Source organism: Paraburkholderia fynbosensis (genome assembly GCF_902859935.1).
Classification (GTDB): domain Bacteria; phylum Pseudomonadota; class Gammaproteobacteria; order Burkholderiales; family Burkholderiaceae; genus Paraburkholderia; species Paraburkholderia fynbosensis.
This window is the reverse complement of sequence record NZ_CADIKI010000034.1, coordinates 1-22672: the sequence shown is the minus strand read 5'-3', so window position 1 is coordinate 22672 and position 22672 is coordinate 1. Positions and strand designations below refer to the sequence as shown.

The 22672-nt window shown below is 61.7% G+C and carries 17 protein-coding genes and 6 pseudogenes; 11 read left to right on the top strand and 12 right to left on the bottom strand.

The window, feature by feature from the left end; translation table 11 throughout:
* The first annotated feature begins 709 nt into the window (after positions 1-709).
* From HV770_RS35405 to HV770_RS35395, 3 genes are read left to right on the top strand one after another with little or no spacing between them, the layout of a single operon-like run.
* Positions 710-1168, top strand: coding sequence for a hypothetical protein (locus tag HV770_RS35405; RefSeq protein ID WP_175166095.1), 459 nt, complete (start codon positions 710-712; stop codon positions 1166-1168).
* Between the two features lie 10 nt (positions 1169-1178).
* Positions 1179-1883 (top strand): nucleotide-binding protein, encoded by a 705-nt coding sequence (locus HV770_RS35400; RefSeq protein WP_175166094.1) that lies wholly within the window; start codon positions 1179-1181, stop codon positions 1881-1883.
* Positions 1876-2607: a hypothetical protein gene (locus HV770_RS35395; RefSeq protein ID WP_175166093.1), complete on the top strand. Its 732-nt coding sequence runs from the start codon at positions 1876-1878 to the stop codon at positions 2605-2607. The genes HV770_RS35400 and HV770_RS35395 overlap by 8 nt, the downstream gene beginning before the upstream one ends.
* A gap of 445 nt (positions 2608-3052) precedes the next feature.
* On the opposite strand, the pseudogene HV770_RS35390 reads toward HV770_RS35395, so the two are convergent.
* Both HV770_RS35390 and HV770_RS35385 read right to left on the bottom strand, forming a co-directional pair.
* A pseudogene (locus HV770_RS35390) lies at positions 3053-5311 on the bottom strand (ParB/RepB/Spo0J family partition protein).
* A 125-nt stretch (positions 5312-5436) separates the two neighbouring features.
* Positions 5437-6270, bottom strand: a complete 834-nt coding sequence (locus HV770_RS35385; protein ID WP_175166092.1) for a DUF932 domain-containing protein — start codon at positions 6268-6270, stop codon at positions 5437-5439.
* A 780-nt stretch (positions 6271-7050) separates the two neighbouring features.
* Here HV770_RS35385 and HV770_RS35380 point away from each other — a divergent pair.
* Positions 7051-7293, top strand: coding sequence for a hypothetical protein (locus HV770_RS35380; protein ID WP_175166091.1), 243 nt, complete (start codon positions 7051-7053; stop codon positions 7291-7293).
* Between the two features lie 49 nt (positions 7294-7342).
* Here the strand turns inward: HV770_RS35380 and HV770_RS35375 are convergent, their stop codons facing one another.
* The 7 genes and pseudogenes from HV770_RS35375 to HV770_RS35345 form a co-directional block, all read right to left on the bottom strand.
* Entirely contained in the window at positions 7343-7849 is a 507-nt protein-coding gene (locus HV770_RS35375; RefSeq protein ID WP_175166090.1) for an SET domain-containing protein, read from the bottom strand.
* Positions 7850-8036: 187 nt separating this feature from the next.
* Positions 8037-8228 carry a hypothetical protein gene (locus HV770_RS35370; protein ID WP_175166089.1) on the bottom strand — a complete coding sequence of 64 codons (192 nt, stop codon included), beginning with the start codon at positions 8226-8228 and terminating at the stop codon, positions 8037-8039.
* Positions 8229-8485: 257 nt separating this feature from the next.
* Positions 8486-8665, bottom strand: coding sequence for a hypothetical protein (locus HV770_RS35365; RefSeq protein WP_175166088.1), 180 nt, complete (start codon positions 8663-8665; stop codon positions 8486-8488).
* Positions 8646-8897 (bottom strand): RNA-binding protein, encoded by a 252-nt coding sequence (locus HV770_RS35360; protein WP_175166087.1) that lies wholly within the window; start codon positions 8895-8897, stop codon positions 8646-8648. The genes HV770_RS35365 and HV770_RS35360 overlap by 20 nt, the downstream gene beginning before the upstream one ends.
* Positions 8898-9222: 325 nt before the next feature.
* Positions 9223-9696: a hypothetical protein gene (locus HV770_RS35355; RefSeq protein WP_175166086.1), complete on the bottom strand. Its 474-nt coding sequence runs from the start codon at positions 9694-9696 to the stop codon at positions 9223-9225.
* Positions 9645-10934, bottom strand: a complete 1290-nt coding sequence (locus HV770_RS35350) for a hypothetical protein (RefSeq protein ID WP_175166085.1) — start codon at positions 10932-10934, stop codon at positions 9645-9647. The genes HV770_RS35355 and HV770_RS35350 overlap by 52 nt, the downstream gene beginning before the upstream one ends.
* 72 nt (positions 10935-11006) lie before the next feature.
* A pseudogene (locus HV770_RS35345) lies at positions 11007-12028 on the bottom strand (IS30 family transposase).
* 171 nt (positions 12029-12199) lie between these two features.
* Between HV770_RS35345 and HV770_RS39190 the strand changes: the two are divergent.
* The 3 pseudogenes from HV770_RS39190 to tssJ all read left to right on the top strand — a co-directional run.
* Positions 12200-12463 (top strand): annotated as a pseudogene (locus HV770_RS39190) (IS6 family transposase); the annotation flags it as partial.
* Positions 12460-13254 (top strand): annotated as a pseudogene (locus HV770_RS35340) (type VI secretion system baseplate subunit TssG); the annotation flags it as partial. The pseudogenes HV770_RS39190 and HV770_RS35340, both read left to right, overlap by 4 nt.
* A gap of 13 nt (positions 13255-13267) precedes the next feature.
* Positions 13268-13798: pseudogene (gene tssJ, locus HV770_RS35335) on the top strand (type VI secretion system lipoprotein TssJ).
* A 236-nt stretch (positions 13799-14034) separates the two neighbouring features.
* Here the strand turns inward: tssJ and HV770_RS35330 are convergent.
* Positions 14035-14262: pseudogene (locus HV770_RS35330) on the bottom strand (DDE-type integrase/transposase/recombinase); the annotation flags it as partial.
* A gap of 374 nt (positions 14263-14636) precedes the next feature.
* Here HV770_RS35330 and HV770_RS35325 point away from each other — a divergent pair.
* Positions 14637-15830, top strand: a complete 1194-nt coding sequence (locus HV770_RS35325) for a GGDEF domain-containing protein (protein WP_175166083.1) — start codon at positions 14637-14639, stop codon at positions 15828-15830.
* 121 nt (positions 15831-15951) lie between these two features.
* Here the strand turns inward: HV770_RS35325 and HV770_RS35320 are convergent, their stop codons facing one another.
* Together HV770_RS35320 and HV770_RS35315 are read right to left on the bottom strand one after the other, a co-directional pair.
* Complete coding sequence (locus HV770_RS35320; RefSeq protein WP_175166082.1) at positions 15952-16575, bottom strand: response regulator transcription factor; 624 nt, start codon at positions 16573-16575, stop codon at positions 15952-15954.
* Complete coding sequence (locus tag HV770_RS35315) at positions 16572-18506, bottom strand: sensor histidine kinase (protein WP_175166081.1); 1935 nt, start codon at positions 18504-18506, stop codon at positions 16572-16574. The genes HV770_RS35320 and HV770_RS35315 overlap by 4 nt, the downstream gene beginning before the upstream one ends.
* Before the next feature lie 837 nt (positions 18507-19343).
* On the opposite strand from HV770_RS35315, the gene HV770_RS35310 reads away from it, so the two are divergent.
* From HV770_RS35310 to HV770_RS35300, 3 genes are all read left to right on the top strand, one after another.
* A complete protein-coding gene (locus HV770_RS35310) occupies positions 19344-19706 on the top strand; it encodes a response regulator transcription factor (RefSeq protein WP_175166080.1) in 363 nt (120 codons plus the stop codon).
* Positions 19707-19915: 209 nt separating this feature from the next.
* Entirely contained in the window at positions 19916-21604 is a 1689-nt protein-coding gene (locus HV770_RS35305; RefSeq protein ID WP_246291514.1) for an arylsulfatase, read from the top strand.
* Between the two features lie 90 nt (positions 21605-21694).
* On the top strand, positions 21695-22672 hold a 978-nt coding region (locus HV770_RS35300), incomplete at its 3' end, for an HAD family hydrolase (RefSeq protein ID WP_175166122.1).

The window sequence follows — 22672 nt, the reverse complement described above, 5'->3', positions numbered from 1 at the left end:
AAACCGGCGCAAGCCTATCCTGCAATACCGTGTTTTCAGTGCGCATTTTGTCGCCCGGCGTAAACGTTTTGCGTTGAGGTTTCCGCCGCCGCGAAAACGTCTGTTCAGGCCCTGCACCATCATGTGCGAATGGGTGAGCAAGGGTGTGCGTAGAGGTCTCCCCTCCGGAGTAAACGGCATGCGTATCCCTGCGCGTTAAAGGATGCGTAAGCCGTGCGTGATGCTTTCCCGTTCAGTCGTCAATCCCGTGCGTAAGACATGGGTGCTGCGTGTGCATGTCTTTCGAATGGACACGCGCGTAACGTGTTCAGGGGTGGCACGGCTGCGTGCGTATCAGATCCGCTGACGGTGTCGCAAGCTATGCGCATGACGGGCGCATTGATGTTCGATTCGCTACGCTTGCGCGCGTCCTGAGCTTCTCCTGTCCGATGTGCATACGCTGCGTATTGGTGATTGAGATCCGTGCGTAACCGGGGACGATGCTGCTCGAACAGCATGCGTGTCAGGAGTAAGCCTGGATGCGTAACGGCGGATGTGTCGCACGCGTACGACAGGCGCAAAAAAAGTGCGTTGTTCTCACGGGCTCCCGTCGCTTCCCGTGTGTTCCCATGTGCGCCTGCCATGCAAAAAAAGGTGGTTGACGCGTGTGCGTGGCGTGCGCAGGATGGTGTGAAGGTGGTACATGACGGTGTGCGCAGGAGGGTGCCTCATGCCTGTCGCGAGGGTCTATACAAAGTCGCAATGGGAGGCGTTCGCCTGCGCACTGGATGTGCTACCTGAAAAGCCCGAGGCTGAACGTGGGGTCACGGTGCGCGATGCGATGAAAGACATGCGCGCACATGTACGCGCGGCGCAGGCGAAGGGCTACACACTGGAGCAGATCGCGGAGCAGGCGAAACCGCACGGCATCGACATCACGGCGGGAACGATCCGCTACGCGCTGCGAGCAGCCGGGAAGGGCAGCGGTGCCGGAAATGGAAATGGCACACGTCCGTCGTCGGGCGCGCGTACGGCACGGCAGGCGGGCGGCGCAGCGGTGCGTCAACCTGATGCACCGGCGCGCAAGGATCAGGTCCGCAAGGACGGGGGAAAGACGGTAACCAGGCAACCCATGCCGGTGCAGGGCACGCTCGGATTTGCGATCCGGCCCGATACCGACGATCTGTAGGGAGGTCGCGATGGACGCAACAGCCGACACGACAGTCAATCCCATCTATCTCGTTGGCGGCGGCAAGGGCGGCGTGGGCAAGAGCGTAGTGGCGCTGGCGCTCGTGGATCACCTGCAACGCCGGGGCGTGAATACCGTGCTGGTGGAAAACGATACGTCGAACCCGGATGTGATGCGCGCGGTGCACGACGAAATCGATTGCGCATCATTCGATCTGGACACGGCGGGTGGCTGGATCGACATGGTGAACTACTGCGACGGGCGTCGCGATGCGGTCGTGGTGGTCAGCACGGCGGCACGCAATCAGGATGGAGTCACACGATACGGCGCGACACTGGGCAGTACGCTCGATGAACTCGGACGGCGCCTCGTCGTGTTCTGGGTCATCAACCGGCAGCGTGACAGTCTTGAACTGCTGCGGCAGTTCAGCGACACATTCCCGGACGCGACCGTGCATGTCGTGCGCAACGGCCTGTACGGTACGGCTGAACGCTTCGTGCTGTATCACGATTCGAAACTGCGCAAAACTATCGAGGCGAGGGGCAGGTCGCTGGATTTTCCGGAACTGGCCGACCGTGTTGCAGATGACCTGCGCAGCCAGCGGTTGTCGGTCCGCAAGGCGGTTGAGACGCTGCCCATCGGGCAGCGCGCGGAACTGCTGCGCTGGCGATCGTGCTATGACGTGATGTTCGCGCAGGTGACCGGCGATGCGTGAGCGGCGTACGCGGCGGGAGCGGCACCCGCGCCCGGCTGATCCGCTCGCGCGGCTGTTTCTCGATGTGAGCGGCGAACCACTGGACGACGCAAGCCTGCTGCGCATGCGCCGCGTGTCGGCGGCGCTGAACCTGCGTGACAACGATGCATTGTGGTCGGTGCTGGCGGTGCTCGAATACTACGTGCGCCTCTACGAAGCGATGCCTGAGCGCATCCGGCAGGCGGGCGCGGGCGGCATTGATGCGGCGCGCGCCGAAGCGCACGCGGCGACGCAGGCGCTAATGGCGCAGCATCGCGACGCGCTTGCACGCTGCAAGGAAACGATCACTCTCGCGGAGAAGATCACCGCCGAGCACGAGGCGCGCTACCGGGCGGCGCTTGCGCAGTTGAACGATGAGGCGCTTGCTGCGCTCACCCAGCGGGCGGCGAACCGGATTGCGCGTGTTGCCGGGAACCGGCTCGTGGCGGCGACGGCGGTCGCGGCCCGTGAACAGCGGCGACGGCTCGACGCAGCGCTCGCGTCATTCGGGCGGGTCGCCGTGCGGCGGTTCGTGAGGGCGTGCTACGGGCTGGTGGCGGGCGGACTGATGGTGATGCTGCTGGCGGCTCTCGCGGGCGGCCTGGCAGCGTGGTGGGCAGGGGACCATTGGGTGCGGACAGACGGCTTGCGGTCCGCCCGGACAGGCTACACCGCGCCGGTGTCACCATCGGTCAAGCCGCAATGAGTCACGAAGTGCGTCAGTGAGGGCTTGCCGTGCAGGAAGCCCTACGGGCGGCACATCCTGCTGCGATTTTTCCGGCCGTCTGCCCGCACGGGTTATCCCTTGGTGGTGTCGCCTTCGATGAACGCGGCGGCGCGGCGGAGCATGCGAGCCGCCGCGGCGTGCTGGTCGAAGGCATCATCGGGGTGCTGTCGCCTTCATCGCGGGCGCGCAGCAATGCCATGTCGTAATGGCGGCCATGCCGGTACTGCGTGTCGGTCGCCCTGACGGAAGTGGGGCAAAGATCGGGCGAGCCCGCGGCGTTGGTCGCGAGCACGACCATGCGGATAGGGTTGAACATGACGGACTCCCCGGTTCAGGTTGGATGCGCAGGCGGCAGGGCGTGTTGGGGTGCCACTCCGGGTGCCGCTCCGCCTGCCTCGCCCCGTTACCGGGGCGAGGGTTGGGGTTACGCTGCGAGCGGGCCGGATTGCCCGGTACTCACGGTGCCTATGCTGTCAGCGGTCGGGAAAGGCCATGCTGGCTGCGGGCTGGCTGCGACGGGCGCGTCTGGTGCATCGGGCGGGGTGTCATTGACCTGTTCCGTGCCATGACCAGCACCCCGTTCCTTGTCGGCGTCTTCGCCCTCCGGCGTTTCTTCCGCATCGGCTCCGGTATCCGCACCGTCGGGTCCGTCCTCATCCTCATCGTCGTCGTCGTCCCGGCTCGCCCATGAGGGTGCGGCGGGGATTTCCCGGTCGGTGAAGATTTCCGGCACCCAGGCGACTTTCGCGAGGCGCAGTTCGGCGGCGGCTACAGCGTCGGCCTTCTTCATCCTGTCGAGGTCGGCTGCAGCCTTCGGCGAGACGGCGGCAGCGACGACCTCTGCAATGCGCGCCTTGCTGACATGGTCGAAATACGTGGCGCGGGTGGGCGTCCAGTACGCGGTCATGTCGAGATTGAGCGCACCTGCGAGCGCGTTGATCGCATGCGGCCTTTCTTCGCACGCGACCCCGTCAAGCAGGGTGCCGATGCAGAACGCGAGCAGATCGAGCAGCGTCGTGCCGGGGTCCTGCTGGACCAGCCAGGGCAGCAGGTCGGCCCGTTTCGCGGGCAGTTCCGCGATCCATCGCGCGCGTTGCATCTCGATGGCGCTCCATGCGGCGCTGGTGCCCAGGTCGTCTGCGGCGCGCAACAGTCCGTCGTGATTGTTCGTTCCGGTCAGGGCAAGGAAGTCACGCACGCACGTGTGCCCGAAATGCTCGGGCAGCGCCTTCGGAACCAGGTGATGCAGCAGTGCGGCGAGCGCCACGGCAGGCTGTGTGGCAAGTTCCGCACGCATGGCGGCGGTGCGGTGCGCGGTGAGCCGCTGGCAGAGCTTTGCGCTGTGAACCGGTTTGATCTTCGGGGCGGTTGCGGACACTGCATCTTGTGCTTCGGCTTCAGGCGTGCCGGTGACATGCGCACCTGCCGCTTCGAGCGCGTCGGCGTTCTCGCGGCGCACGAGGCCGCGCTCGATGACGAGTTCGCCCTGCGGTCCGACGATGACAAATGCGCCAGCTTCGGCCATCTGCTGTTCGTCCCATACGAGTGCGACGCTTTCGAGCGCGATCAAGGCGGCACTGACGCGCCCGATCTCGTCATTCAGCCGGTCGTCTTCCTCGTAGGCGTTTTCGCCATCCTCCGACAGCGTTTCCAGTTTTTCGGCGAGTTCGTCCTGCTGTGCGGTGAGCGCGTCCATCTGCCGTTGTTCGTCATCGGTGTACGGGCGCTGGACCGGACGCAGCCTGCCGTAACGGTTCTGTTCCAGAAAGTCGCGCTCGACACGCGTTTCAATCCAGCCCAATCCTTCGCCGCGCACTTCCTCGGCGGCGGCGTCGAGCTTCTGTGCGACGAGCTTCTGCAACAGTTCGGCGTCGGCGATGTAGCCTGCGTTTTCGTCGTCGCTGAACAGATCGCGGCGAACGTAGCCGCCCGCTGTTTCATAGGCGGCAACGCCGACGAAGCGCACGAGCCGGCTGCGGCTCGCGTCGATCTCGGCACGCGTGATGGCCTGCCGCAGATAGTTGGGCTGGCGCTGCCAGTCGTTCGCGTCGAACCAGATGTGTTCCTGCGTTTCGTGATCGTCCGCGAGTGCGAGGGCCGCAAGCTGGTCGAGCGTAATCGCATCCTCGCGCAGCAGCGCGAGCAGCTTTGGGGACACGTTGCCGAGCTTCATACGGCGCTTGACGGTGAGCGGCGACGCGGAGAACAGCGCGGCGATGTAATCGACGCTGCGCCCTTCCTCGGCCAGCATCCGGTACGCGCGCAGCACGTCGAACGGGTCGAGTCCTTCTCGTTCGCTGTTCTCGATCAGCTAAATGGCGAGGGCTTCGCCTTCGCTGACAAGGCGCACGGGTACCGGATAGTCGCCAGCGATGTGCTTCTGTTCGTACAGCAGGTCGAGCGCGGCCTCGCGGCGCTGGCCCGCGCAGACACCATAGCGGCGCTGTTTGCCCCGCCCGCCCTTCATTTCGTGAACGACGAGGTTCTGCAAAAGGCCCTTGGCGCGGATGTTGGCGGCGAGGCCCGGAATACCTGAAAGGAGTTGGGTGCGGGCGTTCAGCGGCGAGGGCCGCAGGCTGCAATACGGCACGGTGATGACGGGCTGCTCGTTGCCGAAACTGGTTTCGAGCGGCGATGCGGTTTCAGTGGTTTCTGCCACGGTGGTTTCAACTTGGGTTTGCATGACTGACTCCAGAAGGTCGGAAAGAAGGTGCCGGGTCGGGTACTGCCGGATACGTCAGGACTTGACCCGGAGAGGAGTCCTGATCGAATGGAAGGGACAGCGTAGGGAGGCCGCCCCTGCGGTGCTTACGCCTTCATCTGGCGCATTGCTTCAGCGAGCATCCACAGCGCGCGGTTGAGCTTCACGTTCTGGTCAATGCCGGTGATGGGACGGGTGGACATGGAGCGTCCGCTGCGCGAGCGTCCATGCAGCCCTCCCTTGGTGAGGTTTTCCTGGACCCTTTGAAATACCGTCCAGAGATCGTCGCGCCGATCCTCGAAGCGGCGCGGGGCGAGCAGTTGGCGGTCGGTGACAGGTGCGGGCGCTTCGACGTCGGTCGGTTCGTAACGCAGCGCGAGCGCCGAGCGCGCAAACGCGTGCTGCTCGTCGCGCTCGAGCGTGAGGGCCTTCATGCCGTCTTTCTGTTCGCGGATCAGGTCAAAGCCGTCGAGCACGTCAAACGCGCCGTTAATGACGTTCTGCACGATGTTGCCCCTGTGGGGGACGCGGACCTCACCGACGGTTTCACCCGCAACCATGCCGTTCTGGCAGACGAAGCGATAGACGCCACCGAGTAACTGGAACCCGCTGGAGCCGTCGTGCGAATTGAGGAGGATGATTTCGTTGACGTCCTCGCCGGTAATGTCGCTGGCGGGGCGCATGCGGATCAGATGCTTCGTGAATTCGCGCTTATCCTGATCGCGTACGCGGGTCTGGCAGACCATGAATGGCTGGAAGCCTTCGTTGCGCAGGCCGCGCAGCACATCGATGGTGGGAATGTAGGTGTAGCGTTCGGAGCGGCTTTCGTGCTTGCTGTCCGCGAAGATCGAAGGGGCAACACGGCGGATCTGGTCGTCCGACAGCGGCGAGTCGGAGCGGAGCATCGGGGAACCGTAACGGAAGGAGGAAGCGAGTTGCATGACACTCTCCACAGCAAAAATGGTTGAGGGGTGTTGCGCTGACCGGGCCCCAAGATTCCGCCCGCCTCGTAGGGGTTGGGCTCGTCCCGGTGGAACCCGGGGTTGGCAGTGCTGCCGCCAGTCCCCTGAGTTCGCGCCCGTGCGACTCAGGGAGCCGATGGCCGCCCGGTGTCAAGGAAAAAAGGCGAGGGAGGGGTGCGGGCAACACGGTCCCTCGCCCCTTGAGACCGGGCGGCCATCGGCTACGGTCGCGGGTGTCGGGCGGGAACTCAGGGGCAGGCCCCTGCGAAGCGCCGGGTTTGACCGGGATGAGCCGCCGCGCGGCGAGCGCGATCGTGGAGGCCGCCTGCGGCCTTCACCTGACTGGGGGGTAAAGGTGCGGGTGTTAGGTGTCGGAGGTTGAGGTTTTGCGCCAGGGATTGAAGCCCGGGAGGGCCGGGACGCCGCCGGCGGCCCGGTGCGAAGCACGAAAGCCCGCCCGCAGCGCAGCGTGGGGGCGCCCGGAGAGGGTTTCAGGACTGTCATGACACAGCCTGCTGCACCGAACCACTGGCACTGGCCGTTGAGGACAACGCCATGGCGGCTGTGGCGACGTCAGGCTGGACGTGCCACGTGCGGCGAGGCCTTCAAGGTATGTGCGACGGACAGCCTGTGCTCGCACCGGGTACATGGCGGCAGAGCCGGGATCGCCCACATCGTTGCTAGAATGCCGGACTGGAGAACAGACCGTTATGACCGATGCCTTTGCCAGCCGATGTTGAACTGCTCGCGGGTTTGAGCATGAACGACCGCGATGCTGCCTCGAAGCTACGTGACCGCGTACCCGGGCGTTCACGGACCAGCGCGTTCGCCGGGTCGCACATCAGCTTCCGGGACCACGAACTCGTGGTGGTCGCGATTGGACCCTTCGCGCATGCGCAGGGCGCCACCGTGACATTTCGCGCGCGATCGGTGGGCGCGCAGGCCGTGCGGGTGGGTGCAATCATCGAGACGCGCTGGGGCGTCTGCGAAGTGGTGGCCTGAACAGTGAAGTGAGCAGGCGGGAGATCCCTCGCTGACTGCTCATGTGAGGCTAACATGGCCGCCTTCCCCGTCTGGCCAGCATGGTTCCCCGGCAGTCTAGCGCGCCGCAGTGGCAGGCGTACTGCTCGCGAAGCAAACGGGTGTGCCGTCCTTCCGCGAAGAGCGCGTAGTCGATGCTCAGTTCTTCGCCGGCCTGTACCGGGCTCACGGTGCGAATGAAGATGCGGCCCTCGCAGTCCTCGGCTTCGCAGTTGGGGCGACATGCGTGGTTGATCCATCTGGCACTGTTACCGCCGATTGCCCCATCGATGACGGTACCGTTGCCGACGTCGAAGTAGAAAGTGTGATCCGGCTGTGCCGGATCACGCGGGTGGCGGCGCACGGCCTCGTCCCACGAGATCCGTTCGCCCAGGTACTCACAGATGAGTTCGCCGGCTACAAGCGCGCACGTCGCGAACACCCCTTTGCCGTGAATGGTCGACCGCCGCACAGTAATCCGGCGGCGATGACGCAGGATACTGGCAGGTTTCAACGGGAAGATATCAAGGGCGTTCATCAGCGGCATCGTCGATACGGTTGCGAGGGTCCAAGTAATGGATCAAGGGAATGAGCATAGATTGCACGACCGAAATTTCCATTGCAACCGGTGCCGCGCGTTATCTGGGTCAACGCCGGCGACGGTAGGGGAAACAGCTGTGTAGCATGACCCGCGCTGCGCCGCGGTTGCTTCTGGCCGGAAAGCGCTACAGGATTCGCAGGTTATGGATCCTGCCGATCTGGGGTGATCGTTTGAGGATCAGGTCTGTGATGAACTCGGGGAGCACGGCACGCGGGATGTTTGGGGGGACGTTGTCGACCAGTTGCGAGGCGATGCGCGCGATAAAGTCATTGGGGGCGCTTGCCAGACTGTGCTCATAACTGACCCGGTATTCCATGATGAGCCGCGCTCCGACGGATATTTTCTGTGCGACTGGTTTTATCAGCAACTGGCGTGACGATTGGCGATGGGGCCACCGGATCCCGGTGAATGCAGAGAGATGGGGACTTCTGAATGGTCGGCGAACGTCCCGGATCGGTCTGGCAAGGTGCTCGATATACCAGCCAGGTCGTTGTGCAAGGAGCGGCGCCGTGCGAGTTCTTCCTGTATGTCAGGCTATGTATGGCCCGACGTGTGCGTCGGGGACCCCGCGATTCAGGTGTCGTGATCGTCGTCCGGCGCAATCGGCGACAGCGCGTCGGTGACAAGAAAAATGTTCAACCGTTCATCGGCCTGTGCGATCCGATGCGAGGGGAGCGTCCAGAGCTGTTCGTCGTGCAGCGACAGAACGCATTCAAGGGCTCGCCCGTCAGTTTCAGGCAGCGGACCAGTCACCTGCGGCCTTGATGCGCGCGGCGACCGTGTGCAGCGCCGCCTCGGAAATCCGGAAAGGCTCGAGGGAGCGACGGCCAGTCAACGTTTCGTGAACGAAATAGGCGAGGTACACGGGCCTGAATAGCCGACCGATCAGTTCGATATTGCAGTTTCCCGCGCGCAACGCGGCGAGCGCCACATGGTGCTCGAGTGAACGGTGACGCGAGATCGTCGCCGGGAGCGGCAGTAACATGTCCCGCGTCATCGGTGGTCTGCCGCCAGATTGTCTCGACTTGCGGGGCTTTGGAGTCGGTGCCATAGAATGGTTTCCAGTCCGTTGCATTCTACGGCACGCGCAAGATCCGGGGGCCGTCCGCAAAAGGAGCATGGCAGGGCGTGCTGGTTAAGCCTTGCAACACGTTTCGCGTGGTTTATCCGCAGCGAATGACGCTGGCGGCCCGGGTCTGATCCCGGATTGCCGGGGGAGCCGATGCAATCCGCGCATCCTGCGCCGATTCGCGTTCCGAACTACTTTCCGTGTCGCCCCGCCTTATGTTGGCATTGACGTGGGAATAGGCTCAGGTCTTTGTAGCGGGTCGCGTCCCGGTAAATTCGGAGTAGCCATCCTTGTATGAACGGATACCGTCCTTGTCGAAGTCAAGCAGTTGATCCGCGGGTATATTGACCGTCACGCACCATAGGCGGACATACCTGTTCCGGCTCGCGAGCCGGGTCTTGCCGGCTTCCCAGGGCGACTGTAACCAGCTGGCGATTGAATCGTCACACTGCCGCGCAGCGATGATACGCTGCTTCGGATCTCCGTTTGTAAAGTCACGAACCGATTGCTCCCGGGTCAGGAGAACCGGTTTCTGGCTGAGGGTCGCGGGAGGATCCGGCAGGTCGGCGGAAACTGCAAGTCCTGCGGTGTTCAGCGCCTTGTCGATGTCGGGTCCTTGACGCCGGATCTGGAGTTCCAGTGTGGCTGTCGATCCCAGCCGGTTCAGACGTTGACGTTTGTCACGACGATGGCATCGTCCTTTTTGGCTTCGCATTCGATTCCGTACATGGCAAGGCGGGGGCACTGGAGGGAGGACAGCAGAATCGCGGAGGAGTGGAAATTGCCTAATCCCAGTGCAAACACGACACCCTTCGGAATGACCGTTGGACGTTGCGTGGGTACCAACACCGTAACTGCAAGGAATCCGACGGCGATCAGACACGTCTTGAAGAAATCACGCTTCATGCTTGCCATTGAGAAAAAAGCAAGATTGAAGACCGCGAGGTACAGGACTATCGTGCCCAGCGTTCGGATCGCGTGCGCCGGTCCATTCAGCTTCGCAAATTCAAGTGCGAGCATCAACGGAGAGAAACTGAGGGCGACGTAGATCAGTGTCAACCACAGGCGTATGTTGAACATTGAGGGGGGCAGTTTGGGGCGCAGCGGCCCTGAAATAGTATCGCGCCGTATACGGCGACGCTCAGCCACGATTGCAGCGTATGAAAGAATCCCCGTTGCCATGGCAGCAAGCGAAAGAGCGAGCACATAAACGTGGACACGCAGGAAGTGTCCGGATAGGGAGGGTCCAGCAATGTCAGGAATCGTACCTCCTAGAAGACTGAACGAAAGCAGCGGAGTCGCTGAATCAAGTCCGGCTTTATGAAGGAGAAACAACGTCGCAATGGCGCAGACCCCGAATACGACGAGCATTCGAAGTGCGATCCTGGGCTTGGTGCGCAAATGGGCGCCTGCGAATACCACGGCGAGCAGGGCAGACACCGCCACTGCGTAAATCGCCATCACGAGTTCCGGGTCACTCGGCCAGAAAAAATCCGCAAGAGATCGGAGTCCGATGCCGCTCCACGCCAGTACTGAAAGCGTGCTGAGTTCAACTACAAAGTCTCCTCTCAGCAGTTCAGCCCGCATTCGCGACGTCACTTTCGCTGCCTGTTCTGCTCTCGCCTCGCCAGACAACCAGAAATGCGAGGAAGTCGGGTTTTCCGGAAGCATTGCATCCAGTGCATATCTTGCAGAGGCGGCAGGCGCCACGCAGGTCAACGCAAGGGTACCGATAACGATAACCCCGGCGAGGAATGCTGCAGAGAAAAGCCCTGTTGTTTGCGCGAGGGTGAAATCTGGCATCTGGCCAAGCAGCATGTAATACCAGAAAAGCGTTCCGCCGCCCACTATCCCGCTGAGCAAGCCCAGTGAGGCGATCGGATTATTCCTGGCATACCGTTTTGCCCAGAACGCGGACCGCACCATCCAATTTCGTTCAGTTTGATTTGACATTTTGTTTCGATATATGATAAGCAGTGCATTTTTTATGAAGGGCGGTTTCAAGGGTGAAGCGCAACAGCGGGATTAATGTTTAGAGCCTTGAGGTTGGCTTGCTGATGCGAGGGTCGCGGCGAACACCTTGAAGGGTGAATGGAAGTTGTGAGTTGCACGAGGCCGGCTATTCAGACTGTCGGCGATGGCGTCGAGTTCGTCCTGACCGTAGACCGAAAGGTCTGTGCCTTTGGGCAGATACTGTCGCAGCAGCCCGTTGGTGTTTTCGCAAGTGCCGCGTTGCCAGGGACTGTGCGGGTCGCAAAAGTACACGTTCACGCCGGTTGCGGCAGCGAGCTCTTTATGGCGCGACATTTCTTTGCCCTGGTCACAAGTGAAGCTCTGGCGCAGTGGCGCGACAATCGATTGAGTTTGGCGGAGAAACCCGCCAACGCGGAAGCTGCGGTGGCGCCTTCCATCTTTGCGAGCAGCACCAGGCGGCTGGTCCGTTCAACCAGAACGCCTACCGCGGACTGGTTGCCAGCCCCCTTGATGAAGTCGCCTTCCCAGTGTCCAGGCAGCACCCGGTCTTCGATTTCCGGCGGCCGCACATGAATACTGACCATGTCCGCAATCTGTCCGCGCCGGTCGGTGCCCCGTGTACGCGGCATGCGTGTGCTGTGACCATGGCGCAGACAGGCAATGAGCTGGCGGCGCAGTTCGCCGCGCGGCTGAGCGTAGATGGCCGTGTGGATGGTTTCATGCGAAACCTGCTGGGTCGGGTCAGTCGGATACATACGCTTGAGTGTGCCTGATATCTGCTGGGGTGACCATTTCCATTCGAGCAGGGTGAGAACGATACGCCAGCAGGCACCTTGCAGGCAAAGCTTTGTGCGGCGGCGGCCGGCGCTTCGGCGTGCGGCGCTGAGCGCTTCAGCCGGCACCGATGCGTAGCCTGCAGGAGAGCTGTTTCGCGTCAGTTCACGGCTAACGGTGGCCGGCGAGCGCCCGAGTATCCGGGCCATGGCCCGAATACCCGAACCCTGCAGATGCAGGCTTGCAATGATGAGACGCTCTTCAGGTTGAAGTTGCTGGTACTGAGTTCTTTCGCGCATCGCAACACCTTATACGAAACGGTGTTGCACTTCAGATTTGAGGCCGCCCAGTTAAACATGCAGTTTATTTGTGAGAATGTAGAGATATTGATAGGTCACAGGACTGTTCCTGGCGCTGTCAGGTTGGTAGGGAGGCGGCGGCAGAATGAATGAAAAAAACAAAATCGCCTTATCAACGGCCACCGCTTCCCTGAGGTCATCATCAGTTGCGCGGTTCGCTGGTATTTCCGGTTCAGCCTGAGCTTGCGCGACATCGAGGAGTTGATGCTCGAGCGTGGTGTCGTGGTCACGTCCGAAACGATCCGTTGCCGGTGCGACAAGTTCGGCGCTCGATTCGCCCAGTGCGCGAAAGCGGCGCGGCGCGAGCCGGGCAGCACCTGGCATCTGGACGAGCTGTTCGTGACGCTGCGCGGCGAGCCGTATGTGTTGCGGAGGGGCACGAGGCGGTTGAGGCGTTTCTCGACCAGTTCAACCACCGCTACGTCGCGCTGCTGTACCGCGCCTGGAAGAAATACCGTTACCCGGAAAGTTTCCGTCCTAGCGGCACCGATGCGCAGTCGCGCAACCTGCTGTGTCTCGCCGGCTTCGGTGGGGGCGACAAGCCTGCCCGGTCGGGCTTGCCGGATTCGCGCGTGCTCGCGCTGCTCGGTCTGATGGTCCAGCGCACGCGCACGCCCGAGGGACTCGCCGGTGTGGTGGCGCTGGCGGTGCCCGGTGTCGAAGTGCGTGTCGACGAGTTCTGGCCGACGCTCAGGCGCGCAGGACAGCCGCAGCCGCTCACATCGTCAGGCAGGCTCGCCGGTCCCCCAGGGGGACTTCCTTCGGGGCGCGCTGCGGAAGACAGCCAGCGTCGCGGACCCGGCGGGGGCTATGTGCTCGGCAATCGCCTCGCGTATCGCAGCCGCGCCGTGCGGGTGACGCTGTGCCCTTCGGACGGTCAGCAGGCGCACGACCTGCTGCCCGGCGCATGGCTGCATCGCGAGCTGATGGCGTTCATCCGCCTGTATGTGGGCACGAAGGCCGACGTACACCTGCGCATGGAGGTGTCGTCGCGTCTCGCGCCCGCGCCGTCGGTCAGCATAGCTGCGGCCGGTCCGGCACCGCGGCTTGGATGGACCGTCGTGTTGCCGTCTGATGAGGCACGCACCATCACCATTGCGCTCGGCGTCTACGAAGTCTCTCCCACGCCCGGACCGAACCCGCATCTGGTTCCGCTCGTTACGTGAACCTGGAGAAACCATGTCTTTACGTTTAACCGTGGCCGTCCTCGCGTCAGGTCTGCTGCTTTCCGCATGCGGCGCCTGGCAGTCCGTATCTGCACGACTTCCAGCGCGTATCACTCGGTGTTTTACAGGCAGATCAAGGTGCTTGACGTCGACCTGACCGCGCGTGCCGAGCTGAATCCGGATGACGCGGGCCCGTTCGACGTCACTCGCGGTCCGCGTCTATCAGCTCAAGGATCGAAAACTCTTTGATGGCGTGTCGTATGACGATCTGCTGAAAAACGACAGGACCGTACTCGCGCAGGACCTTCAGGCCAGTATGGCAGCTGTCGTCAATCCGGGCGCGTCGGTCAGCCTGTCGCAGCGCATGCAGGCAGACACGAAGTACGTGGCGATCGTCGCGTTCTATCGCAATCCCGGCAATGGCGACGGCTGGAAATACGTGATCGTAAAGAAGAAGCTGTCTGCCGATGCCCCGCTGAAGCTCACGCTGATGGATCACGAACTGGTCGCATCCGGTGATCGCCAGAAGGACCAGCCGGAATGACACGACGTCCGGGAATGTCTGAACTGAACGTGTCTGCATGACGGGGCGGCCCGATGAAGAAGACGCTTCGCGAACTGCAGCAGGAACTCGATCAACTGGATATCGACATCCGGCTTGCCCGTGAGCGTGAGGTTGGGTCGGGCACCGAGCCTGATTTATCAGGCCGCCCGACGCGATCGATCGCCACCGCGGCATGGTCGCGCCGCGTGGCCGCGCGTAAGCGACAGCGTGTGCAACTCCGCCCGATTATTCATGCGCGCGGCGGCTCTGACGAATGCATGTTTGACGTTCGCCAGTTCGGGGATGTCGCCCTTGGCGGCCGGGTAGCTACGCAACTGGTCGGTGACTATCTTGCGTAGCATCGGGTTCGAACGAAGAACACGCTTGAAGAAGCGTTTAGCTGCACTCTTGTCGCGCCGCTGCTGAAGCAGGATGTCGAGTTCGGCGCCATGCTCGTCGACCGCGGCTGACTTTCAATCGCGGCTTCGAGATACAGCCGCAGGTTCATACGCTGGTGCACGCGGTTGCATTCGAATCGCTCTATCGCGGGAGCGGGCGGACGGCGAAGCGCTACCCTGAAATCTCGCAGGCCGATCGCAGGCCGGATCGACGCAGACTCGCTTTGCGACCCCAACGCTGCGCTGAAGGCACGTGACGAACAGGCCGCGCGCCAACGGCCTATGGTTCAGCAGGCGTACAATCCTCCAGGCGTACGGGGTGCCACTGTCGTTCTTGACTGACTCGTCAATGGCGGGCGGCGGAGATACGCGCCCCTGCGAAACCGCCGTCCACAGGCCCGGCGATTTCCGGTCCGGCAGTACAGCGGAGAAAGAGCCACATGGCTGCTTATATGACGCCCAACCAGCTCATTCAACTGATCGTCCCAACCATCACGCTTGTCTTTTCGCTCAGCTTTGCGTGTGCATGGGCTTATGACAAGCGGCTGCGCTATCTGCTGTTTCTCGCCGCTTCATTTGGTGCTTTTGCACTTGGCTCAGCAGCGCAGATCGCTCACTTGCCGGATGAATGGCGATTGAACGCGCTCATATCAGCGAGCTTTTACGTACTCAGCACCCAACTGCTGGCAGAGGGCATCTTGCGCAGAGCTGGGCTTCACTTCCCGGTCACGATGCACTCGTTGATCTTTACGCTCGTGATGAGCGGCATGTATTACTTCTCCTACGTCGCGTCGAGTCTGCTCGTGCGCATCTACATTCTGAATTTCACCGCCGGGCTGTTGTTGTTATTTAGCGCAGCCCGTTTCCGGAAGCGCTGCAATGGCCGCACCATCAATCACATTCTATTTTGGGTGCTTCTGATCTGCGGCGTCAGCTTTTTCGTCAGGACGCCGCTCACGGTCATTCAGCCATTGCCCCATAGCACCGCGCCTTTCGGGCAGACCATTTTCTGGGTCCTGCTGCAGTTGTCGCTCGCATTGATGGGCGCAGTGTTGGGACTAGTTCTGCTGGCCGCCGCGATGTCGGACGTGATCGACCGGCTCATCCTCGAGCGGGACCGTGACTCGCTGACGGAGACCCTGAACCGGCGCGCATTCGAACGGCTGGCGGGGCACCGAATCGCGGATAGGAAAAGCTACCCGCTTGCACTCATCGCTTTCGATATCGACAACTTCAAATCCATCAACGATCGTTACGGGCATGCGGCCGGTGATGCTGTTCTGCGCGAGTTCGGCGCAATCCTGCGGGCCGCGGTGCGCGAAAAAGACGTGGTGGGACGGATCGGCGGCGAGGAGTTCGTGCTTCTGCTGCCGGGCACCGACGGGGAGTTCGCGTACCGGATCGCCGAGCGCTTGCGCATCGTGCTCGAGTCTTCGCGCTTCGATGAAATCGATGCAACGCTGGGCGTCACGACGAGTGCCGGCATTGCCCGGTATCGGCCTGGCGAGACGGTCGCGGCGTTGCTGGCACGCGCCGATCATCTGCTCTACGCGGCGAAGCGTGCCGGACGGAACCGCGTGCTCACGGAGTCGTCGGGGCAGACATGGGACGCCTCGACGCTTGACGCCGCGTGATCGGTCGCAAGGGCAGTGCCGTTCTGGGAACTCACCGCTCCTTACATCAAGTGTTGTGCGAGCCGAGGTTCGACGCTATCGGGGCACGGGACAATGCAATTGCCCCTGGGGCACGCGCGGTTCACACTGATGACCGAGCACGCACAATCGGTTCGGCCAGTCGAACAAGTTCGGCAAGCGAATGCGCGTGGAGCTTGCGCATCAGATCAGCCCGGCAGGTCTTGATGGTTCGCTCGCTCAGGGCCAGTTCTGCTGCAATCTGCTTGTTGAGCCGCCCCGCGACGATGCCACGTAGCACCGTTTGCTCGCGCGCGTTCAGGCCGAAATCGTCGTCCACCCTGGTGGGCACTCCCACAACAGGCTCAACCGTTATCGTCGCGAGCGCAGCTTCGATTGCGGCGAACAGTGCCTGTGAATCGATTGGCTTGAGCAGGAAGTCGCTCGCGCCCGCCTTGATGGCCATCACCGTTCTGGGAATATCGTGGTGCGCGCTGATGAACACGATCGGCATAGATTTGCCCATCCTCTGCAGCGTGTGTTGCAAATCCAGACCGCCCGGGCCGGGGAGCTCCAGGTCCAGCACGAGGCACCCATGCGAGGCCTCAGGCTCCGCCACGAGAAAATCGCCGGCGCTCGGATAGCCCTTTGCTCTGAATCCCGCGTGATTCAGTAGCCGCATCAAAGCGGTGCGTGTTGCGTCGTCGTCGTCAACGACATGGATGACTGCTTCGGCGTGAGCTGTCACGGGTGTCCTCCCTGTGTTGTGAGTGAAGCTTCGAATGTAGCCTTTCCAGCGGCGTTATCAAGCTCGGGCCCAGCCCGCAATACCGCCCGCTCCGCAGCCGGGGGAAGCCAGACAGTGAACACGCTGCCGCCGCCCTCTCGGGCCGCCGCCGAGACACGTCCGCCGTGCGACTCGACGATGGTGCGAACAATGGACAGTCCGAGTCCCATGCCGTGCGGTTTAGTCGTGTACAGCGAATCGAACAGGCGGGCGCCCGCCTCCGGCGAAATGCCGTGTCCGCGATCGGCCACGGTTAGTTCGTAGCCGTGCTCCGACACCCGCGTTGAAATGGACAAGATGCGGTCCCCAGGGGGCGTGTTCTCCATTGCGTCCATGGCGTTAATGGCCAGGTTGAGCAATACCTGCTGCAGTTGCACGCGGTCGCCCAGTACCAGAGCGTTTTCGGCCGACAGATTCGGGTCGATGAAGATGTTTCGCCGGCGGGATTCGAGGCCAAGCAGTGCCAGCGCTTCGTCGAACGTCTCATTCAGATCGAGCGGACCCAACAGGAGCGTGTGCTTCTGCAGCAACGCGCGTAGCCGCTGCACCACCTGATTCGCGCGCAGCGCGTCGCGGCGGATATCGGCGAGGATCAAGTGGACTTCGCTGACCTCGGGCTGATTGGAGAGCATCATGCCTGCCGCGTCGGCGTTGCTCAGGATCGCGCCGAGCGGCTGTCCGACTTCATGAGCAATCGATGCACTCAGTTCGCCTGCCAGAGCGAATCGCCCCGCGCGAGCCAGTTCAGCCAGCCGTAGCGTTGCTTTGTCTTCGGCGATCTGGCGGTGTCGGCGCTGCCAGAGCAGGGCAGCGATGGTCAGTGCCTGAAGGAGCACGACAGCGACTGTGATCAGCACAATTGCGCGATACTCTCGCCAGAGCGAGGGAGGCACGTTGATCAGTTCGCAATTCGCGGGCAGATCGCCCGCGCGCAGCCCCAATCGTTCGATCGCGCCGGCGTCTGCAGCGCATTGAGACGCGCTTGCGGCCGTGGTCGCGCCTCGAGGTACCACCTTGCCGAGCAGAATGGAGGCGGCGAGCCCGCCTGTGAGCCGCCCGTTCTTCTCGAAGCTGATCACCGATCCCGCCGCCAGCCCGTGGCCGAGATAAGTTGGATACCAGCCGTAGATAGGCACGCTGGACGCTTTCGCCATTGGAGCGACGAGTTCGTAGGGGAAAAAGGTCCGACCGGTCCGGTCGCGATACATCGTCGTGTAGAGCACGGCGGTGTCGCGGTCTAGCGTGGCGAGGCGTTGCTGCAGTTCGGACACGGTCAGGCCGCTCCAGACGTCGACGGCCCACGGGCGAGATTTGCGCGCGCGCGCCGCGTCCACCGCACGCCGCGCGAAGCGCAGATCGAGTTTTGCTACGCCAGACACCACCACCAGATGTCGCGCATGCGGCTGAAGCGCCTCCGCCAGTTGCAACGTGCCGTCCAGGTCGAGACGCAGGGGCACGAAGGCGAATTCGGGCGGAATATCTTTTTCGCGCGCATCAGTCACGCTGGAAATCACAACCGGTACACCAGGCCAGATTTCGTTGTGATAGCGTTTTGTGAAGTCCAGTGCAAAGTCGGCCAGTCCGATTACGACGTCGACTCGCGTGTTCTCGTACTTTTTCCTCATGAGCGCGAGAAAGCTGGGCATTAACTCTGCGGAGTCGAATCGGAGGTCGTCGAGTGCATCTGTGTAGAACTCCACACCGTCTGGCGCGACCGCAGCAATCGAACTGCGGACTGCGCGAATCTGTTCCTGAGCGGCCGGCTGAGTAGGGTCCGCACCGGGCAGGATTACTACTCGCCACGGGTGTCCCGCGTAGGCGCACGTGGACAATCCAAGCATCGCTAAAAAAAACCACCGGATAACATGTACGCGCAACTGCGCACGGCGCACGCGGCTAGTCGCAACGATTCGGGAATTGTGTTCCTCGTTCATGGTATCCGCGAAGACTGGCGTTGCAGTCACTATGCCAGAGCAGTTGGCTCGGGAATAGCATTCTGTAAGAAAAATACCCGCCGTGAATGACGAACTTAAGGGAGGCTGTCCCTTTCAACTGAGCTGAATTCGCTATTTACTGATGCTGCCCAATGCGAATTCGATAAAAAATTCGCAAGCTGTAATTAAACTGACCAAAACACCGGCGGTTTTCTGCCGTTGGGCGAGGCTGGAGTCCGCGGCAGCGCTTTCCATGTGAAAAGCCTGATCATCCGAGCCTCGAACGCTATGCTAGTTTCGGTAGCGATTTTTGTGCGCTAATAAGATTCTGCGGGACGACCCGAATGATCCCGTTACGCAGATCGCTAAGGCCCATCTCTTCATTATGCTCTCGCGAAAAGCGTGGGCGAGGCGCGTACCGCAACGGTCCGCAATGCACTTGCGCAGGCAATGTAGCGGTCATTCGAGCGAAAGGGAAGGACGGAATCGGCTATTGCCCCGAAGGGAAATCAGGTTGCCCCAAGTCCCTATGGTTGTATGCCGGCATCTGGATAACACTCCGACAACAGACGATCTGTTAGCGCGTGCGTTTATCGCGCGGGCAACTTTGTATGCGTGCGCTTGAGACGTTGCGTCCCCATCATTTGGCATGAAATGCGCCGACTGCGGGAAAGCCCGACGGTGTGTTGCGGTTTCGCCCGAAAGGGAAGTCGGCTTGCTCCAGGTACCTATGGTGCCAGGCAAGCTGATGTGCAACAAACTGCGAGTGGCCAGCAGATCGCCTGTAGGGATGAAATGCCGAACCTGATTGTGATCATCGAAGACGATGCCGGTTTGCGACGGGCAGTCGAGCGTTTGCTGAGTGTAGCGGGATTTGTTGCGCGCTCGTTTGGAAGCGCGGAGGAGCCTGGCGCGGTTGAGAGTGCTTCAGCAGCGGATTGCCTCATCCTTGACATGCAGTTGCCGGGCTTATCGGGTTTTGCATTCTATGAAACGCTGGGTGCGCCTCGCCCGCCTGTGGTATTCACCACGGCTTTCGACAGTGCGGCTACGCGTGAGGCAGTGGAAAGGGCGGGGCCACACGCGGCGCTGATCAAACCGTTTCTGGGCATGGCACTGCTGGATGCCGTCCGCAACGCAACTCGCGGGCCGCCCTGAGATGGCAAGGGAAGGTGTTGTATCTGCTTGCCCAATTTTTAGCCCCGCGAAAAACGCCGTAAACCAGCTCTCGTCGGAGTACAGGGTGCGCGACGTCCATGCCGGGCTTCCCGATCCAGTGCGCGTGGATTGCTCCGGCCATCCTCCTCCATGCGATGCGTTTCGAAGAGAAGTTCACCAGTCGGGCGTTGAACGATTCCTAGGGGAACATGATGAAACCTGAAACATGCCTCACGCCGCTTGCCAGGCCCGTCAAATGCGCGCCTTTCGCTCTGGTGGCGGCGGCTCTGTTGAGTGTCGCAATAAACGGGCAGGCACAGACGGACGGGCAGCAGCCCACGAAGCCCAATATCGTGCTGATTGTGGCAGACGATGTGGGTTGGGGCGATCTTGGTGTCTATGGTGGCGGAGAGGGGCGCGGTATTCCTACGCCCAATCTCGACAGGATGGCCGACGAAGGCATGACATTTTTCGATTTCTACGGCCAGCCGAGTTGTACGCCGGGCCGCGCCGCTATGCAAACGGGCCGCAATCCTAATCGCAGCGGCATGACGACCGTCGCGTTCCAGGGACAGGGGGGCGGATTGCCACACGCGGAATGGACCCTCGCTTCCGTATTAAAGCTTGCACACTACAACACGTATTTCACGGGTAAATGGCACCTTGGCGAATCGGACTATGCGTTGCCTAATGCACAAGGCTACGACGACATGAAATACGCCGGGCTGTATCACCTGAACGCCTACACCTACTCCGATCCAAAGTGGTTCCCCGACATGGACCAGCAGACCCGCGACCTGTTCGTAAAGGTAACGAGGGGAATGCTTTCGGGCAAGGCCGGAGAAAAACCGCACGAGGACTTCAAGCTGAACGGCGAATATCAGAACGAGCCCGACAAGGGAATCGTCGGCATCCCGTTTGTGGACCGTTACATCGAGAAGGCAGGGTTAGACGATATCGACGATGCCGCGCAACGCGGACAGCCATTCTTCATCAACATCAACTTCATGAAGGTCCATCAGCCGAACATGCCCGATCCGGACTACATCGGCAAGTCGTTATCGAAGGCGAAATATGCGGACTCGCTCGTTGAACTGGACGCACGTGTTGGACACATCCTGGACAAGCTGCGCGAGAAGGGGCTCGACAAGAACACGCTCGTCTTCTTCACGACGGACAACGGCGCATGGCAGGACGTGTATCCGGACGCGGGATATACGCCATTCCGCGGCACCAAAGGAACCGACCGGGAAGGTGGTACGCGCGTGCCGGCTATCGCCTGGTGGCCCGGCAAGATCAAGCCGCACACGCGAAACTACGACATCCTGGGTGGACTTGACTTCATGGCGACATTCGCTGCGATGGCGGGCGTCGACTTGCCCAAGAACGATCGGGAAGGCAAGCCGATCATCTTTGACAGCTATGACATGTCGCCGGTGCTGTTTGGCACAGGAAAGAGCAAGCGCACCGCCTGGTTCTATTTCACCGAGAATGAGCTGACACCAGGGGCGGTGCGCGTCGGTCAGTTCAAGGCGGTGTTCAATCTTCGCGGAGACGGAGGCGCGGACACCGGTGGCCTCGCCGTAGACACAAACCTCGGCTGGAAGGGGCCCGAGAGTTATGTGGCGACGGTTCCGCAAGTGTTCGATCTCTATCAGGACCCTCAGGAGCGCTACGACATCTTTATGAACAACTACACGGAACACACCTGGACCCTTGTGGCGTTCAACGCCGCCGTCAAGGATATGATGCAGACTTATGTGAAGTATCCGCCGCGCAAGCTGCAGAGCGAAGGCTATTCGGGCCCGATTACGCTGACCCAATATCAACGACTCAGCTATATCCGCGACGAACTGCAAAAGAATGGCTTCAACATTCCGATGCCAAGCGGGAACTGATGGGCTGAACGCGCCGGACGATCGGAACGCATCGATTGTCCGGACGCGGCAATGCGCAGTCTGCGTACTTTTCAGCGGCCGGGGATATCAATGCGCTTCTTTGAAGATTACTTGTGGTCGCGACGGCTCACGGGAGTCCTCGTTTTCGCGTGCGCGGTTTTGGGCGGCTGTGCCAGTCACGAAGGACCGTCGGCGGCGACCCCAGCGGCCACGCAGCAGACGCTTTCCAATGAGCCATCGGCAGCGGCGTTGCCCTCGTGGCAGGACGGCGCGGCGCGTGCCGCCATCCTCAAGTTCATCGCTGACGTAACGCGCGAAGGTTCCACGACCTACGTCCCGGCCGAGGCACGCATCGCGGTGTTCGATAACGACGGTACGCTCTGGAGCGAGCAGCCCATGCCGTTCCAACTGTCGTTCATGATCGAGCAATTGAAGGCTGCAGCGCCCCGGCACCCGGACTGGCAGAAAAATCCTGCTTTCAAAGCGCTCCTTGCGCACGACACCGCAGCGCTCGCTCAGAACCGCAAGGCGCTCCTTCAGATGATCGCGGTCGCCAACAGTGGCATGACGACCGACGAATATGACCAGTCAATTCGCACCTGGCTTGCAAGTGTGAAGCACCCGACCCTTGGTCGACCCTATACCGAACTCGTCTATCGGCCACAACTCGAGTTGCTCGACCTGCTGCGGGCGAATGGGTTCAAGGTCTGGATCGTCTCTGGCGGTACGGCTGAATTCATGCGCGTGTGGGTGAGCGAGGCCTACGGTATTCCGCCCGACAGGGTGGTGGGCACAGAAGAGAAGCTGAAGTACCAGTTGCGTGCTGGCAAGCCCGTGCTCGTGCGCCAGCCCGGATTCGATTTCATCGACGATGGTCGCGGAAAACCAGTCGGCATATTTCGCGCGATTGGCGGCCGCCCGATCCTCGCTTTCGGCAATTCCGATGGCGATCGGGAAATGCTCGAGTACACGGCGGGTGGCCCCGGCGAAACGCTTGCACTGCTGCTGCATCACGACGATGCTGAGCGTGAATTCGCCTACGACCGGCAATCGTCGTTGGCTCGGCTC

Excerpts from the sequence above, each read along its gene's own strand:
- HV770_RS35400 (WP_175166094.1), top strand. The coding sequence starts at position 1,179 with ATGGACGCAACAGCCGACACGACAGTCAATCCCATCTATCTCGTTGGC.
- HV770_RS35355 (WP_175166086.1), bottom strand. The coding sequence starts at position 9,696 with ATGCGAAGCCAAAAAGGACGATGCCATCGTCGTGACAAACGTCAACGT.
- HV770_RS35360 (WP_175166087.1), bottom strand. The coding sequence starts at position 8,897 with ATGTTACTGCCGCTCCCGGCGACGATCTCGCGTCACCGTTCACTCGAG.
- HV770_RS35370 (WP_175166089.1), bottom strand. The coding sequence starts at position 8,228 with ATGGAATACCGGGTCAGTTATGAGCACAGTCTGGCAAGCGCCCCCAAT.
- HV770_RS35350 (WP_175166085.1), bottom strand. The coding sequence starts at position 10,934 with ATGTCAAATCAAACTGAACGAAATTGGATGGTGCGGTCCGCGTTCTGG.
- HV770_RS35305 (WP_246291514.1), top strand. The coding sequence starts at position 19,916 with ATGATGAAACCTGAAACATGCCTCACGCCGCTTGCCAGGCCCGTCAAA.
- HV770_RS35405 (WP_175166095.1), top strand. The coding sequence starts at position 710 with ATGCCTGTCGCGAGGGTCTATACAAAGTCGCAATGGGAGGCGTTCGCC.
- HV770_RS35325 (WP_175166083.1), top strand. The coding sequence starts at position 14,637 with ATGGCTGCTTATATGACGCCCAACCAGCTCATTCAACTGATCGTCCCA.
- HV770_RS35375 (WP_175166090.1), bottom strand. The coding sequence starts at position 7,849 with ATGAACGCCCTTGATATCTTCCCGTTGAAACCTGCCAGTATCCTGCGT.
- HV770_RS35380 (WP_175166091.1), top strand. The coding sequence starts at position 7,051 with ATGAACGACCGCGATGCTGCCTCGAAGCTACGTGACCGCGTACCCGGG.
- HV770_RS35395 (WP_175166093.1), top strand. The coding sequence starts at position 1,876 with ATGCGTGAGCGGCGTACGCGGCGGGAGCGGCACCCGCGCCCGGCTGAT.
- HV770_RS35385 (WP_175166092.1), bottom strand. The coding sequence starts at position 6,270 with ATGCAACTCGCTTCCTCCTTCCGTTACGGTTCCCCGATGCTCCGCTCC.
- HV770_RS35310 (WP_175166080.1), top strand. The coding sequence starts at position 19,344 with ATGCCGAACCTGATTGTGATCATCGAAGACGATGCCGGTTTGCGACGG.